Genomic DNA, 15,217 nt, shown 5'->3' with positions numbered 1-15,217 from the left:
GCCGCGCGGTCACATCCCTGGTTCCGACGGGCGCGTCCCCATCGGTGGTTTTTCGAGATGGAGATTGTTTGATGTTTGGTCGCAAGTCCCGCAGTGATTCGGACGCACAACTCGCCGCCATCGGCCGCTCGCAGGCGATGATCGAATTCAACCTTGATGGGACGATCATCACGGCCAATAAGAATTTTCTCGATGCCCTCGGCTATCGGCTCGACGAAATCCAGGGCAAGCATCACTCCATGTTCGTGCCGGCCGACCAGCGCGACAACGCCGAGTACAAGGCGTTCTGGGCCGCACTGAACCGTGGCGAGTATCAGGCGCGCGAGTTCAAGCGGATCGCGAAGGGCGGCCGCGAGGTCTGGATCGAAGCATCCTACAATCCCGTGCTCGACGGCAACGGCAAGGCGGTGATGGTCGCCAAGATTGCGACCGACATCACCCAGAAGAAGATCCGGAGCATGACGGACGCCTCGAAGATCGCCGCCAGCAGCCGTGCCCAGGCCGTGATCGAGTTCAAGCTCGACGGCACCATCGTCACCGCCAACGAGAATTTCTGCAAGGCGCTCGGCTACTCGCTGGCCGAGATCGAGGGCAAGCATCACAGCATGTTCGTCGAGGTCGCCGAGCGTGACGGCGCCGCCTATCGTCAGTTCTGGGCCGCGCTCAACCGCGGCGAATATCAGGCCGGCGAGTTCAAGCGCATCGGCAAGGGGGGCCGCGAGGTCTGGATCCTCGCCTCCTACAATCCGCTGCTCGACGAGAAAGGCAAGCCGTTCGGCGTCGCCAAGTTCGCAACCGAAATCACCGCGGAGAAACTGAAGAACGCCGATCTCGCCGGTCAGATCGCGGCGATCGACAAGGCCCAGGCCGTGATCGAGTTCAACATGGACGGCACGATCATCACCGCCAATACCAACTTCCTCGCCACGCTCGGCTATTCGCTGGCCGAGATCAAGGGCAGGCATCACAGCATGTTCGTCGAACCCAGCGAGCGCGACGGCGCGGCCTATCGCGAGTTCTGGGCCGCGCTCAACCGCGGCCAGTACCAGGCGGCCGAGTACAAGCGCATCGGCAAGGGCGGCAAGGAGGTCTACATCCAGGCCTCCTACAATCCGATCCTCGATCTCAACGGCAAGCCGTTCAAGGTCGTGAAATATGCCACCGACACCACGCGGCAGGTGCTGGTCCGCATGGGCAACGAGCGCGTCCGCGGCATGATGGAATCGGTCGCCGCCGGCTCCGAGGAGTTGAATGCCTCGGTGCGGGAGATTTCCGAGGCGATGACCAAGTCGCGCGAGACCGCGATGAGCGCGGTGGATCAGGTTGCCGCCGCCGACGCCCAGGCGCAGCGCCTCACCGAGGCCGCGCAGGCGATGAGCGGCATCGTCGAGATGATCAACAACATCACCGGTCAGATCAACCTGCTCGCGCTCAACGCCACGATCGAATCCGCGCGCGCCGGCGAAGCCGGCCGCGGCTTCGCGGTGGTCGCCTCCGAAGTGAAGAGCCTCGCCAACCAGGCCAAGCAGGCGACCGACAAGATCGGCCAGGAGATCGGCAGCCTCAACGGCATCTCCGGCGACGTCGTCAGCGCGCTCGGCTCGATCAAGCAGGCGATCAACAATGTCAGCGAATACGTGACCTCGACCGCCGCCGCCGTCGAGGAGCAGAGCACGGTCACGAACGAGATGTCGACCAGCATGCAGCGCGCCGCCGCGGAAGCCGCGGCGATCGCGGCGCGGGCGTAAGGCTGGAATCGTAGGGTGGGTAAGGGCGCGCGCACTTCGCGCGCCGTGCCCACCATCTTTCTGCGAATTCGTCGTTGCTTGGTGGGCACGCTTCGCTTTGCCCACCCTACGGCACTTCCCCTCGGCGCAGAAAGTATCGTAACCCGCATGAGCGAAGCGACATGCGGGAACAGTCGTCCCGGATGTCGCTGCGCTCATCCGGGCTACGGCAGCGCTACTGCTTCGGCAGCTTGGCCTTCAATGCATAGAGCGCATCGAGCGCTTCGCGCGGCGATATCTCGTCGGGGTGCAGCGCTTTCACCGCTTCCATCAACAGCTCGGCCTCGCTCGGCGGCGCGGCCTCGGCGGCGGCGCGGGAGGGGACGGCGAACAGCGGCAGATCGTCCACCAGCGCCCGCGCGGTCTGGCCGCGGTCCTGCGCCTCCAGCTTGGAGAGCACGGATTTTGCGCGCGTGATCACGGCGGGAGGCAGGCCGGCGAGCTTTGCGACCTGGATGCCGTAGGAGCGATCGGCCGAGCCCGGCAGCACCTCGTGCAGGAACACGACGTTGCCCTGCCATTCCTTCACGCGCACGGTGGCGTTGAACATGCGCGGCAGTTTTGCCGAGAGCGCGGTCAGCTCGTGATAATGCGTCGCGAACAGGGTGCGGCAGCGGTTGCTCTCGTGCAGATGCTCGATCGCAGCCCAGGCGATCGAGAGGCCGTCGAAGGTCGCGGTGCCGCGGCCGATCTCATCCAGGATCACGAGCGAGCGCTCGCCGGCCTGGTTCAGGATCGCCGCGGTCTCGACCATCTCCACCATGAAGGTGGAGCGGCCGCGGGCGAGATCGTCGGCGGCGCCGACGCGCGAGAACAGGCGGTCGATGATGCCGATCCGCGCGCGTGTCGCCGGCACGAAGCTGCCGATCTGCGCCAGTAGTGCAATCAGCGCGTTCTGGCGCAGGAAGGTCGATTTACCGGCCATGTTGGGACCGGTCAGCAGCCAGAGCTGGCCGGATTTTTGCGCTGGGCTTGGCGAGAGATCACAGGCATTGGCGATGAACGGCTCGCCGTTGCGCTTGAGGGCCTGCTCGACGACGGGATGGCGGCCGGCCTCGATCGCGAAGGCGAGGGAGCCGTCGACCTCAGGCCGCACATAGTTCTCGTCGATCGCGAGCTTGGCGAGCGACGTCGCGACGTCGAGCAGCGCAAAGCCTTGCGCCGCCGCGCGCAGATCGTCGCTGATCTCGAGCGCCTTGGCGCAGAGCTTCTCGAAGATTTCGAGCTCGAGGCCGAGCGCGCGGTCGCCGGCATTGGCGATCTTGGCTTCGATCTCGCCGAGCTCGGCAGTGGTGAACCGCACCTGGCCCGCCAGAGTCTGGCGGTGGATGAAGGTCGCATTCAGCGGCGCCGACATCAGCTTGTCGCCGTGCTGCGCGGTCACTTCGACGAAATAACCGAGCACGTTGTTGTGGCGGATCTTGAGGCCCTTGACGGAGGTCGCGTCGGCGTAACGCGCCTGCATCGAGGCGACCACGAGGCGCGAGGCGTCGCGCAGGTTTCGCGCTTCGTCCAGCGCGGGCTCGTAGCCCTGGCGCACGAAGCCGCCGTCGCGTTTGATCAACGGCAATTGCTCGTCGAGCGCGCTGGCGAACTCGGCTGCAAGCTCGCGCGACGGACGCTGCAGCGCCGCCATCACTGCCGCGATCTCCTGCGCCGGCTGGTCGAGCTCGGAAAGCCGCGCCAGCACCTGATCGGCGGCGATGATGCCGTCGCGCAGGCCCGCGAGGTCGCGCGGTCCGCCGCGGCCGACCGAGAGACGGGCCAGCGCGCGCGACATGTCGGGGGCGCCACGCAGGATGCTGCGGACGTCTTCGCGCGTCGCGGACTCCGCAACGAAGGTGCTGACCGCGTCGAGCCGCCGCGCGATCGCTGGCGCATCGGTCAGCGGTGCGGCGAGGCGCTGCGCGAGCAGGCGCGAGCCTGCCGAGGTCACGGTGCAGTCGATGGCGTCGAGCAGCGAGCCGCGGCGCTCGCCGGCGAGCGTTCGCGTCAGTTCGAGATTGGCGCGCGTCGCCGGGTCGATCGCCATCGTCGCGCCGGAAGCTTCGCGCGCGGGCGGCGACAGCGGCGGATGCTTGCCGACCTGGGTACGGTCGACGTAAGTGACGGCGGCGGCCGCGGCGGTGGCCTCCAGCCGCGTCAGCTGCGCCAGGCCGTCCATGGTCGCGACGGCGAAATAATCGCAGAGGCGCTTCTCGGCGGTGGCGCCGTCGAACACGTCGCGGGTCAGCGGCGTCACCGCCGGCAGCTCGCGCAGGGTCTGGCCGAGCTCGCTGTCGTTGTAGAGCGCGTCGGTGACGATGGCCTCGTTCGGGTTGATGCGCGCCAGCGTCGCGGCGAGCTCGCCGCCCGAAACCTCGGTCACCATGAATTCGGCGGTCGAGATGTCGATCCAGGCGAGGCCGAAGCGGTCGCCGCCGGCGGACGAACGCGCGCGCGCGATCGCCAGCAGATAATTGTTGGCACGCGCATCGAGCAGGGTGTCCTCGGTCAGGGTGCCAGGCGTGACGAGCCGCACCACGCCGCGGCGCACGACGCTCTTGTTGCCGCGCGCTTTCGCTGCCGCAGGATCCTCGGTCTGCTCGCATACCGCGACCCGGTGGCCGGCCGAGATCAGGCGGTGCAGATAATCCTCGGAGCGCTCGACCGGAACGCCGCACATCGGGATGTCGGCGCCCTGATGCTTGCCGCGCTTGGTCAGGACGATGCCGAGCGTCCTGGAGGCGATCTCGGCGTCCTCGAAGAACAGCTCGTAAAAGTCGCCCATCCGGTAGAACAGCAAGAGGCCCTGATGCGCTGCCTTGATCTCCAGGTACTGTTCCATCATCGGCGTCACGCGAGCAGCGGCTTCCGCCTGCGGCGCGGGCGCTTCGTCGGGCGGCGGGACGGGTATCGGCTGTTGCATGGTCATGGGCGGCGCAACCTACAAAATTTCGGCACCTGCTCCTATCGGTTTGGCCGGGAAGGAGAGGTTTTCCACGTTGTCCGCACGATGGGATAATGAGCGCAACATATTCCGTCGTCATTCCGGGATGCGCCGGAACGGCGCAGGCCCGGAATCCATAACCCCGGCTCGTGGTTATGGATTCTCAGGTGCGCAATTGCGCACCATAGCTCGCCCTCCGGGCGCCCCGGAATGACGGCTGAGTTTCACGGCATCCACTCGAATACGCCGCACGCGAAACCGTCAATTGACCTGCCGCGGGCGCCCTCCTAAAACTCCGCCGACATTGAAGAATTTGGCCGGATCGCGGCATTCAGGGAGAACAACGATGCGTGACGTCTTTATCTGCGATGCCGTGCGGACCCCGATCGGCCGTTTCGGCGGCTCACTCGCCAAGGTGCGTGCCGACGATCTCGCCGCAGCCCCGATCAAGGCGCTGATGGCCAAGCATCCCAAGCTCGACTGGGCGCAGGTCGACGAGGTCTTCTTCGGCTGCGCCAACCAGGCCGGCGAGGACAACCGCAACGTCGCGCGCATGGCGCTGCTGCTGGCAGGCCTGCCGGATTCGGTTCCCGGCCAGACCCTGAACCGGCTCTGCGCCTCTGGCCTCGACGCGGTCGGCGCCGCGGGCCGTGCCATCCGCTCCGGTGAGATCGAGCTTGCGATTGCCGGCGGCGTCGAATCCATGACCCGCGCACCCTTCGTGATGGGCAAGGCGCAGGAAGCGTTCTCGCGCTCGGCCGAGATCTTCGACACCACCATCGGCTGGCGCTTCATCAATCCGCTGCTCAAGGCGCAGTATGGCGTCGATGCGATGCCGGAGACCGGCGAGAACGTTGCCGAGGAATTCCAGGTCTCGCGCGCCGACCAGGACGCCTTCGCGATCCGCTCGCAGCAGCGTGCGGGCGCTGCGATCGCGGCGGGTTATTTCGCGGAAGAAATCACGCCGATCACCATTCCCGGCGGCAAGGCCGGCCCCATCACGGTCGACAAGGACGAACATCCGCGCCCTGAGACCACGCTGGAAGGCTTGGCAAAACTGAAGCCGATCGTGCGCAATCCCGGCACGGTCACCGCCGGCAACGCCTCCGGCGTCAATGACGGCGCCGCCGCGATGATCCTCGCGTCCGAAGCGGCCGTGAAGAAGCACGGCCTGACGCCCCGCGCGCGCATCCTCGGCCTCGCCTCGGCCGGCGTGCCGCCGCGCATCATGGGCATTGGACCTGTGCCCGCGACCCGCAAGCTGATGGCGCGCCTGGGCAAGAAGATCAGCGATTTCGACCTGATCGAGCTCAACGAGGCCTTCGCCTCGCAGGGCATCGCCTGCATGCGCCAGCTCGGCGTCGCCGACGATGCCGATTTCGTCAATCCGCATGGCGGCGCCATCGCGCTCGGCCATCCCCTCGGCATGAGCGGCGCGCGCCTCGTGCTCACCGCCGTGCACGGCATGGAGAAGCGCAGCGGCAAGCTGGCGCTGGCCACCATGTGCGTCGGCGTCGGCCAGGGCGTCGCCGTTGCGATCGAGAAGCTGAACTGACGGTCCACGCAGTGGACCGTCATCCCGGGGCAGCCCGACAGGGCTGAACCCGGGATCTCGAGATTCCGGGTTCGATGCTTCGCATCGCCCCGGAATGACGGCGTTTGTTGTCGCTTCAGGGACCATCCCATGATCATAGAGCGCGAGCAGGACGTCACGGCCGCGGCACTGGCGGTGATGGAGCGGACGTCCGATCCGCGGCTGCGCCAGATCATGGTCTCCCTGGTCAAGCACCTGCACGCCTTCGTGCGCGACGTTCGGCTGACCGAGAAGGAATTCCGCGATGCCACTGCGATCGTGGCCGAGCTCGGCAAGCTGACCACCGACACGCACAACGAAGTCGTGCTGATGGCGGGCTCGCTCGGCGTCTCGCCGCTGGTGTGCCTGCTCAACAATGGCGATCAGGGCAACACTGAAACCGACCAGTCGCTGCTCGGGCCGTTCTGGCGGCTGAACTCGCCGCGGGTCGAGAATGGCGGATCGATCGTGCGCTCGGAGACGCCGGGTGCGCCGCTGTTCGTCAGCGGCCGCGTCGTCGACAGGGACGGCCGTCCCGTCGCCGGTGCCGAGGTTGATGTCTGGCACGCCTCTCCGGTTGGTCTTTACGAGAACCAGGATCCTGAGCAGGCCGACATGAACCTGCGCGGCAAGTTCACGACCGACCAGGATGGACGCTTCGCCTTCCGCTCGGTGATGATGGTCGGCTATCCCATTCCGACGGATGGCGTGGTCGGCCGGCTGCTCGAGGCGCAGAGCCGGCATCCCTACCGACCCGCGCATCTGCACGCCCTGATCTTCAAGCCCGGATTCAAGACGCTGATCTCGCAGGTCTATGATCCCGCTGATCCGCATATCGACAGCGACGTGCAGTTTGGGGTGACGCAGGCGCTGATCGGCAAGTTCCAGCGCCACGAGACGCTGCATCCGGTCGCGCCCGACGTCGCGACGCCCTGGTACTCGCTCGACCACACCTACCGGCTCGAGGCTGGGGAAGCCGTGCTGCCGCGTCCGCCGATCAAATAGCATTGGAGCAGGAGGCTTAAACCCGCTTCCCCAAATTAGTTATATCCTATAATGATTGGCGGAAGCGTTGACCGGCTGGACCTAAAATGGCCGGGGAGGAGTTCGCCAATGACATTCATCTATCCCGTGGACACCAACAAGGCGCATCCGCTGCCGCTGTCGCCCGAGTACAAAAGCTCGATCAAGCGCGCGCCGAACAAGCCCTTGATCCCGATGCGCCACACGCTGTCGGAATTGACCGGCCCAGTCTACGGCCACGAGACCGTGCGCGAGGGCGACAACGATCTCACCACCCAGCACACCGGCGAGCCGATCGGCGAGCGCATCATCGTGCACGGCCATGTGCGCGATGAGGACGGCCGCGGCGTGCCGAACTCGCTGGTGGAGATCTGGCAGGCCAATTCCTGCGGCCGCTATGTCCATGTCCGCGACCAGCATCCGGCGCCGCTCGATCCGAACTTCACCGGCGCGGGCCGCACCGTGAGCGATGCCGCCGGCTACTACCGCTTCGTCACCATCAAGCCCGGCGCCTATCCCTGGGGCAATCACCACAATGCCTGGCGCCCCGCGCATATCCATCTCTCGGTGTTCGGCCATTCCTTCGTCACGCGGCTGGTGACGCAGATGTATTTCCCGGCCGACCCGCTGTTTCCGTTCGACCCGATCTTCAACTCGGTGCCGGACGAGAAGGCGCGGGCGCGGATGGTGTCGTCGTTCGACCTCGAGAACACCCAGCCCGAATGGGCGCTGTGCTACCGCTTTGACATCGTGCTGCGCGGCAAGAACGCCACGCCCATGGAGAACCACTAACGTGCAAGATTCTGTGAAGCCTGACGGGATCACCCCATCGCAGACCGTCGGTCCGTTCTTCAAATACGGACTGACGCCAACCGGCGACTACGCCTGGAACGACGCGTTCACCAATTCGACGCTGACGCCTGATGTCACCGGCGATCGTGTCCGCATCGAGGGGCGCGTCTTTGACGGCGACGGCATTGCCGTGCCGGATTGCATGCTGGAGATCTGGCAGGCGGATGCGCAAGGACGCTTCGCCGACCCGCAGGACAAGCGCGCGCTGCCCAATGCCAGCTTCCGCGGCTTCGCCCGCTGCGGCACCGACAAGGACGGCAATTATTCCTTCGACACCATCAAGCCTGGCGTGGTGCCCGATCCCGACGGCAAGCCGCAGGCGCCGCACATCCTGCTCGCCGTCTTTGGCCGCGGCATGCTCAGGCATCTCTACACCCGCATCTATTTCAGCGACGAGGCCGGCAACGCCGCCGACCCCGTGCTGGCGCTGGTGCCCGCTGAGCGCCGCGCCACGCTGACCGCGGTGCGCGAGGCCGGCAAGCCGGTCTATCGCCTCGACCTGCACCTCCAGGGCGACGCCGAGACGGTGTTCTTCGACGTCTGAGGCAATGCGTCGCGGCGACTCCGGGACGCCGCGACGCGCTTCTCATTCAGCGCAATTGCAGCCGGTGCTGCACGTTTGAGCGTCAGTCTCACTGACCCAAAACCGATTAATCGATCCCAATCCCGTAGTTCTGCGGAGCTTTTCCGTCTGCAACCTGTCCGCGAAGAAAGTCCGTATTTACCGTAACGATCTAGGCTCAGTGCGGATTTGATTCGCGCCTGGATTGCCATATGAAAATTCGTCTGTCGTTGTCTTCCGCGATCATTGCGTTCGGTATCGTGCTTGCCATCGGCTTCACCGCGGTCGTCTCCACCAGTCTCTATGCGCTACGCGAGCTCAAGGTCGGCGGTCCCCTCTATTCCGACATCAAGCTCGGCAATGACCTGATCGCCGACATCCTGCCGCCGCCGGAATACGTCATCGAGGCCTATCTCGAAGCCACCCTCGCCATGCGCGAGCCGGACCAGCTGGCGGCCCATGGCGAGCGCCTGGTCCAGCTTCGCAAGGACTACGACGAGCGCAAGGCTTACTGGGTCGCCTCCAGCCTCTCGGCCGACCTGAAGACCGCCCTGGTGTCGAAATCCGACGCCGAGGTACAGAAATTCTGGAAGGCGTCCGACCAGCTCCTGCCAGCCCTGAAGGCCAAGGACATGGCTGCCGCCGAGCGCACCTATGCGCAGCTCAAGGAAGCCTACACCGCGCATCGCGCCGTCATCGACAACATCGTCGAGAACGCCAACAAGCAGAATGCCGACATGGAGAAGCTGGCGGCGGACCGCGACAGCTCGATCCTCTATATCCTGCTCGGCGTCTCCGCCGCGGTTCTGGCTTTCATTGCCGCCGGCCTGCTCGGCGTTGCCCTTGGCGTGGTCCGTCCGATCGTGCGCATGACCGGCACGATGCAGAAGCTCGCGACCGGCGATCTCGCCGCCGACATCCCCTTCGCGCATCGGCAGGACGAGATCGGCTCGATGGCGGGCGCCCTCGAGGTGTTCAAGCAGGGCGCGATCGAGAATTCCCGCTTGCGCGAGGAGCAATTGCAGAGCGAGCAGGAGGCCACACGCGCCAAGCGTTCCGCCCTGCATCAGATGGCCGAGACGGTGGAGCGCGAAACCGGTCGTTCGGTCGATACCGCGAGCGCCGCGAGCCAGGGCGTGGAACGGGTCGCCTCCAGCCTGTCCGAGATCGCCCGCTCGCTGTCCACGGAATCACAGGCCGTGGCTGCAGCCTCGACGCAGGCGCTGGGCAGCTCGCAGACGGTTTCGGCCGCAGCCGAGGAGCTGAGTGCCTCGATCCGGGAGATCGCGACCCAGGTTGCACGCACCTCGACCGTCACGAAGTCGGCGGTCGCGGGCCGCGAGCAGGCGCGTTCGACCATCCAGGCGCTGGCCGGATCGGTGAAGAAGATTGCCGAAGTCTCCGACCTCATCGGCGGCATCGCCGGTCAGACCAATCTTCTGGCGCTCAACGCCACCATCGAGGCGGCGCGCGCCGGCGAGGCCGGCCGCGGCTTCGCGGTGGTCGCAGCCGAGGTCAAATCCCTGTCCGACCAGACCGCCAAATCCACCGAGGAGATCGGGCGCCTGATCGCCGAGATCCAGGCCTCGACGCAGGCGGCCGTGGACGCCGTCGAGACCATGGGCGGCCACATCGTCGAGATCGACGGTGTTGCGACCTCGGTTGCCGCGGCGATGGAAGAGCAGGACGCGGCGACACGGGAGATCGCGCGATCGATCTCCGAATCGGCGTCCGCCGCAAAGGACGTCTCGGCCAAGATCGGCAATGTCAGCCGCGACGCGGCTTCCGTGAACGAGCGCGCCGCGGAGGTCAGGCAGGCGATCGCGGGAATGGCGGCCAATCTCGAGCAGCTGCGGTCGGTCGTGGTCCGGACCGTGCGGGACTCCACCGCCGCGGCATAAGCTGGTCGGTCGCTGGTGCCCGGGATCGTGATCGTGCAGTATGGCGCGGGACAGGGGCATCGTGGTCATGACACCTCCACAATTGCCGGCGGTCGTTGAGCCCGCCCGATTGACGGCTGCGCTGCGCCGGGGCGGCGTGCTTGATGCTGGCGCGGTGCGCGAAGTGAAGGTGCTGCATCAGCGTGACACCGTCGTGTCACATATCGTCAGGCTCGGGCTGCGCTATGTCGGCGAATCCACCGGCGCCCCGCAGTCGCTGATCCTCAAGACTCCCAATCCCGCTTTCGCCGAGAGCCTCGCCAATGGCGGCCGGCGCGAGGTGGACTACTACACGCAGCTTGTGCCGAAGATGCCGCGGGGACTCGTGCCGCGCTGTTTTGACGGGCATTTCGACGAGGGCGGCCCCAGCTGGCATCTGTTGCTCGAGGACCTCACCGACAGCCACGACATCGCGATGGCCTGGCCGGTGCCGCCGTCGCGCGAGCAGACGTTCGCCATCGTCACCACGCTCGCACGCTGGCATGCAGCCTGGTGGGACCATCCGAGCCTCGGCGACACAGTCGGCACCTTCGCCAGCATGGAGGACAGCGCGCAACGCATGGAGACGTTTGCCGGCCATTATGACCGCTTCGCCGACCTGCTGGGCAATCGCCTGAGCGAGGAGCGGCGCATCCTCTACCGTCGCCTCATTGACCAGTCGGAACGGCTGTCCCAGCGCTACCATTCACGCCGTGATCTCAGCATCACGCATGGCGACGCCCATACCTGGAATTTCATGCTGCCGCGCGCGGGCGTCGCCGACACCGTGCGCATCTTCGATTTCGATCTCTGGAGCATCAACGTTCCGACCCACGACCTCGCCTACATGATGGCCATGCATTGGTATCCGGAACGCCGCCAAGCGCTCGAACGCCCGCTGCTCAATCTCTACCACGACACGCTGATGGAGAGCGGCATCACCGGCTACACGCGCGGCGCGCTCGATCGCGACTACCGCTGGGCGGTGCTCTGGCAGATCACGCGGCCGGTCTGGCAGTGGAGCATCAACATCCCGCCGCTGATCTGGTGGAACAATCTGGAGCGCGTGATGATCGCGGTCGAGGATTTGGGGTGCGAGGAGTTGTTGGGGTAGGGGGTGGGAATGAGGCGCGGTGGTGCTTCAACTCATCAGGTGTCGTCCCGGCGAAGGCCGGGACCCATAACCACAGGGCGAGGTTGTCGCACGAGCTGCCAACTCCGAGTCGTCGCCAAACTCAATTTTGTGGCTATGGGTCCCGGCCTTCGCCGGGACGACGCGGAGAGGGCGAGCGTACCTACTCCATCACCGCATGTTCCGGCCCTGCCGCCTGCTTGCGCAGGGTGGCCTTGGTCGAGCCGATCATCAGCGCGAGCGGGATGGTGCAGAGGATGAAGACCATCACCAGCATGTAGTCGTGGGCGAAGGCGATGATCTGCGCCTGCACGCCGACCATCCGGTCGGCCATGGCGCGGCCGGCGTCGGTGGAGAGGTTGATGATGCCGCGTACGTCCGGCATTTGCAGGGCGTGGTTGAATGGGTTGATGTGCTCGGAGAGGATCGCATAGGTCCGCCGCGTACCCTGCGTCAGCTCGGCGATGACGACCGAAATGCCGACCGAGCTCGCGACATTGCGCATCAGGGTCAGCATCGCGGTGCCATCGGTGCGCAGATGGTTCGGCAGGGTCAGGAACGCCACCGTCGAGAGCGGCACGAAGACGAGACCGAAGCCAAAGCCCTGGATGATGCTGACGGTCACGATCTCCGGCACCTGGGTGAGATCGGTCCAGCCGGTCATCTGGAACAGCGAGCCCGCGGTCAGAGTGAGGCCGGCAATGATCAACGTGCGGGCCTCGAAATAGCGCATCATGCGGCCGACCAGCATCATGGCGAAGAAGGTGCCGAAACCGCGGCTCGCCAGCAGCAGGCCGGCCGTGATGATGGGATATCCGATCACGTTCTGCATGTAGGGTGAGGCCAGCGCCATGGTGGAGAACAGCACGAGGCCCATCACGACCATGAACACGCAGCCGGTGACGAAGTTGCGGTCCCGGAATAGCGCAAAGCGGATGAACGGCGTCGAGGTCGTGAAGGAGTGCGCGAGGAAGAAGTAGAATGCGACCGCCGAGACGATGAACTCCGCGATGATCTCGTTGGATTCCAGCCAGCCGAGCTGCTCGCCGCGGTCGAGCGCGAGCTGCAGCGAGCCGATCGCGATCGCCAGCGCAGCGAAACCGAGCCAGTCGAATTTGAGGCTGAGATCCTTCTTGGTCTCGTCCATGAAGACGATCAGCCCGAGCACGGTGATCGCGCCGAACGGCAAATTGACGAAGAACACCCAGTGCCAGGAATACGTCTCGGTCAGCCAGGCGCCCAGCGATGGGCCCATGATCGGGCCCATCATCACGCCCATGCCCCAGATCGACATCGCCTTGGCGCGCTCCTGGAGCGTGTAATAGTCGAGCATGACCGACTGCGACAGCGGCACCAGCGCCGCGCCGAATACCCCTTGCAGCAGGCGGAACAGCACCATCTGGTTGATGTCCTGCGCGAGGCCGCACAGCACCGAGGCGAACGTGAAGCCGGCCGAGCAGATGATGAAGATGCGCTTGCGGCCGAAGCGGTTGGCGATCCAGCCCACCGGCGCGGTCATGATCGCCGCGGCAACGATATAGGAGGTCAGCACCCAGTTGATCTGGTCCTGCGAGGCCGACAGCGTGCCCTGCATGTAGGGCAGCGCGACGTTGGCGATCGTGGTGTCCAGCGCCTGCATGATGGTCGCGGTCATGGCGCAGATCGTCACCATGTTCCGGCGCAGGCCGGGGACCATCAGGCTGGCATTGGGGCCGGACATCGCGTCAGTCCTTGTCTTGGTCGTTGTCTTAGTCTTTGTCCTGGCCCGCGGTCGCCGACAGGCCGAGCAGGCCGGCGAGCGAACGCTTGTGGCCGGTGTCGATGGTGGCATAGACGCTCATGCCGGCCTTCAGCTTCCGGACGTATTTGTCGGTCTCGTCGAAATAGATCCGGACAGGCACGCGCTGCACCACCTTGACGAAATTGCCGGTGGCGTTCTGCGGTGGCAGGATCGCGAACTGCGCACCGGTGCCGGGCGAGAGCGATCCGATCTTGCCCTTGAAGACGTGGTTGGGAAACGCGTCGACCTCGAGCGTGACCGGCTGACCTTCGGTGACATAGGTGAGGTCGCTCTCCTTCGGATTGGCGTCGACCCAGGGATGGGCGATGTCGACGATGGAGAACACCGCCGTGCCGGCGGCAACGAAGCGCCCGAGCTGGATCTGCTCGACCTGCGTGGCGACGCCGTCCATCGGCGCGCGCAGCACGGTGTGGTCGAGATTGCGCTGGGCGTCGTCGAGCTTTGCCTTGGCCTGCGCATAGGGCGGGAACTGCTCGAGCGGCAGGTTGGAATCGCCGAGCAATTGCGTTTTTGCGTTGGACAGCTGCTGCTTGACGAATTGCGTCTGTGCGCCGGCGGTCACCAGCGCGTTGGCTGCGTTGTCGAGATCGAGCTGGGAGCCGTAATTGTTCTTCACCAGCGCCTGCTTGCGCTCGACGTCGCGCTGCTTCAGATCGACGCCCTGCTGGGCGAGGTTGAGCATGTCGCCGTAGATCTTGATGTTGGCGACGAGATTGTCGTAGGTCGTGCGGGTCTGGGCGAGCTGTGCCTTGGCTTCGTCCACCGCATGGCGGAACGGAACGGGGTCGATCTCGAACAGCTCGTCGCCTTGCTTGACGGACTGCCCTTCTTTCACGAGGACCTTCTGGATCTTGCCGGAGATGTCGGGCGTCACCAGCACCTTCTGCGCGCCGACATAGGCATCGTCGGTGCCGACATAGCGTCCGCCGTTGAGATAGAAGGTGACGCCGCCGATGGCGGCGATCACGGGCAGCACGACCATCAGCAGGAAGCGCCGATAGCGGCGCAGGCCGGCCAGCAGGCGGCGGCGCGGATCGGTGCCGGCCTTCTTGGTGGGCTTGCCGCTGTCGTTCTTCTGCTCGGGCTGGAACTTGAGAACCTGATCAGCCATAGCGCTGCTCCTTACGCACTTGTTCCGCGCCGGATGTCTGGGCCGCGTTACGCACGTTTTCCTTGATAGTTTCGAGTTGGGTGAGGAGACGGTGGGCGTCCGCCGGGCTGATGCCGTCGAGCGCGTTCGCCGTGAGCTCCGACTTCAGGCCGCTCATCCGTCCCAGCAATTGCCGTCCGGCCTTCTTGAGATAGAGGCGCTTGACGCGGCGGTCCGAAGGATCGCTGCGGCGCTCGATCCAGTCATTGTCGCAGAGCTTGTCGATCAGGCGCGTCAGCGTGATCGGCTGCACCTCGAGCAGCTCGGCGAGTTCGGACTGCTTCATGCCCTCGCTGCGCTCGACCTTGGCCAGCACCGCCCATTGCGCGCGGGTGATGCCGAAGCGCGAAGCCTCCTTGTCGGCATAGACGCGCAGCAGGCGGTAAAGCTCGCCGAGCGTAAACAGGAAGTTCTGGTCCACGGACCCGCGGCTCATAAGCTTGGTCTCCAATAAGCTTGGAATAATATAAGCAAGCTTATGATTATTGT

The 15,217-nt window shown here is 65.5% G+C and carries 11 protein-coding genes; 7 read left to right on the top strand and 4 right to left on the bottom strand.

Features of this window, described 5'->3' with window-relative positions:
- Positions 1–71: 71 nt before the first annotated feature.
- Entirely contained in the window at positions 72–1,748 is a 1,677-nt protein-coding gene (locus tag N2603_RS44320; protein WP_026312191.1) for a methyl-accepting chemotaxis protein, read from the top strand.
- 214 nt (positions 1,749–1,962) lie between these two features.
- Here the strand turns inward: N2603_RS44320 and mutS are convergent, their stop codons facing one another.
- Positions 1,963–4,701: a DNA mismatch repair protein MutS gene (mutS, locus tag N2603_RS44315; protein WP_260387167.1), complete on the bottom strand. Its 2,739-nt coding sequence runs from the start codon at positions 4,699–4,701 to the stop codon at positions 1,963–1,965.
- A 361-nt stretch (positions 4,702–5,062) separates the two neighbouring features.
- Here mutS and pcaF point away from each other — a divergent pair, with 361 nt between their 5' ends.
- From pcaF to N2603_RS44285, 6 genes are all read left to right on the top strand, one after another.
- Positions 5,063–6,271: a 3-oxoadipyl-CoA thiolase gene (pcaF, locus tag N2603_RS44310; RefSeq protein WP_260387166.1), complete on the top strand. Its 1,209-nt coding sequence runs from the start codon at positions 5,063–5,065 to the stop codon at positions 6,269–6,271.
- Positions 6,272–6,400: 129 nt separating this feature from the next.
- The gene (locus tag N2603_RS44305; protein ID WP_260387165.1) at positions 6,401–7,294 is read left to right on the top strand and encodes a dioxygenase family protein; all 894 of its coding nucleotides are present in this window, start codon (positions 6,401–6,403) and stop codon (positions 7,292–7,294) included.
- A 108-nt stretch (positions 7,295–7,402) separates the two neighbouring features.
- Positions 7,403–8,104 carry a protocatechuate 3,4-dioxygenase subunit beta gene (pcaH, locus tag N2603_RS44300; protein WP_260387164.1) on the top strand — a complete coding sequence of 234 codons (702 nt, stop codon included), beginning with the start codon at positions 7,403–7,405 and terminating at the stop codon, positions 8,102–8,104.
- A 1-nt stretch (position 8,105) separates the two neighbouring features.
- Entirely contained in the window at positions 8,106–8,708 is a 603-nt protein-coding gene (gene pcaG, locus N2603_RS44295; protein WP_260387163.1) for a protocatechuate 3,4-dioxygenase subunit alpha, read from the top strand.
- 230 nt (positions 8,709–8,938) lie between these two features.
- Positions 8,939–10,627 (top strand): methyl-accepting chemotaxis protein, encoded by a 1,689-nt coding sequence (locus tag N2603_RS44290; RefSeq protein ID WP_260387162.1) that lies wholly within the window; start codon positions 8,939–8,941, stop codon positions 10,625–10,627.
- Positions 10,628–10,667: 40 nt separating this feature from the next.
- Positions 10,668–11,759 carry a phosphotransferase gene (locus N2603_RS44285; RefSeq protein ID WP_260387161.1) on the top strand — a complete coding sequence of 364 codons (1,092 nt, stop codon included), beginning with the start codon at positions 10,668–10,670 and terminating at the stop codon, positions 11,757–11,759.
- 181 nt (positions 11,760–11,940) lie between these two features.
- Here the strand turns inward: N2603_RS44285 and N2603_RS44280 are convergent, their stop codons facing one another.
- The 3 genes from N2603_RS44280 to N2603_RS44270 are packed head-to-tail and all read right to left on the bottom strand — an operon-like array spanning position 11,941 to position 15,164.
- Positions 11,941–13,497 carry an MDR family MFS transporter gene (locus N2603_RS44280; RefSeq protein ID WP_018644352.1) on the bottom strand — a complete coding sequence of 519 codons (1,557 nt, stop codon included), beginning with the start codon at positions 13,495–13,497 and terminating at the stop codon, positions 11,941–11,943.
- Positions 13,498–13,525: 28 nt separating this feature from the next.
- On the bottom strand, positions 13,526–14,689 hold the full coding sequence (locus tag N2603_RS44275; RefSeq protein WP_260387160.1) for an HlyD family secretion protein: 1,164 nt from the start codon (positions 14,687–14,689) through the stop codon (positions 13,526–13,528).
- Positions 14,682–15,164: a MarR family winged helix-turn-helix transcriptional regulator gene (locus N2603_RS44270; RefSeq protein ID WP_018644354.1), complete on the bottom strand. Its 483-nt coding sequence runs from the start codon at positions 15,162–15,164 to the stop codon at positions 14,682–14,684. The genes N2603_RS44275 and N2603_RS44270 overlap by 8 nt, the downstream gene beginning before the upstream one ends.
- Positions 15,165–15,217 lie beyond the last annotated feature (53 nt).

This window comes from Bradyrhizobium huanghuaihaiense, assembly GCF_025200885.1.
GTDB lineage: Bacteria > Pseudomonadota > Alphaproteobacteria > Rhizobiales > Xanthobacteraceae > Bradyrhizobium > Bradyrhizobium huanghuaihaiense.
Note: the sequence above shows the minus strand (reverse complement) of the source record. Positions and strands in the feature narration are given on the sequence as shown.

What these genes read in the sequence shown, in the direction of transcription:
- N2603_RS44320 (WP_026312191.1), top strand. Translation starts at nt 72, where the DNA reads ATGTTTGGTCGCAAGTCCCGCAGTGATTCGGACGCACAACTCGCCGCC.
- mutS (WP_260387167.1), bottom strand. Translation starts at nt 4,701, where the DNA reads ATGACCATGCAACAGCCGATACCCGTCCCGCCGCCCGACGAAGCGCCC.
- pcaF (WP_260387166.1), top strand. Translation starts at nt 5,063, where the DNA reads ATGCGTGACGTCTTTATCTGCGATGCCGTGCGGACCCCGATCGGCCGT.
- N2603_RS44305 (WP_260387165.1), top strand. Translation starts at nt 6,401, where the DNA reads ATGATCATAGAGCGCGAGCAGGACGTCACGGCCGCGGCACTGGCGGTG.
- pcaH (WP_260387164.1), top strand. Translation starts at nt 7,403, where the DNA reads ATGACATTCATCTATCCCGTGGACACCAACAAGGCGCATCCGCTGCCG.
- N2603_RS44290 (WP_260387162.1), top strand. Translation starts at nt 8,939, where the DNA reads ATGAAAATTCGTCTGTCGTTGTCTTCCGCGATCATTGCGTTCGGTATC.
- N2603_RS44285 (WP_260387161.1), top strand. Translation starts at nt 10,668, where the DNA reads ATGGCGCGGGACAGGGGCATCGTGGTCATGACACCTCCACAATTGCCG.
- N2603_RS44280 (WP_018644352.1), bottom strand. Translation starts at nt 13,497, where the DNA reads ATGTCCGGCCCCAATGCCAGCCTGATGGTCCCCGGCCTGCGCCGGAAC.
- N2603_RS44275 (WP_260387160.1), bottom strand. Translation starts at nt 14,689, where the DNA reads ATGGCTGATCAGGTTCTCAAGTTCCAGCCCGAGCAGAAGAACGACAGC.
- N2603_RS44270 (WP_018644354.1), bottom strand. Translation starts at nt 15,164, where the DNA reads ATGAGCCGCGGGTCCGTGGACCAGAACTTCCTGTTTACGCTCGGCGAG.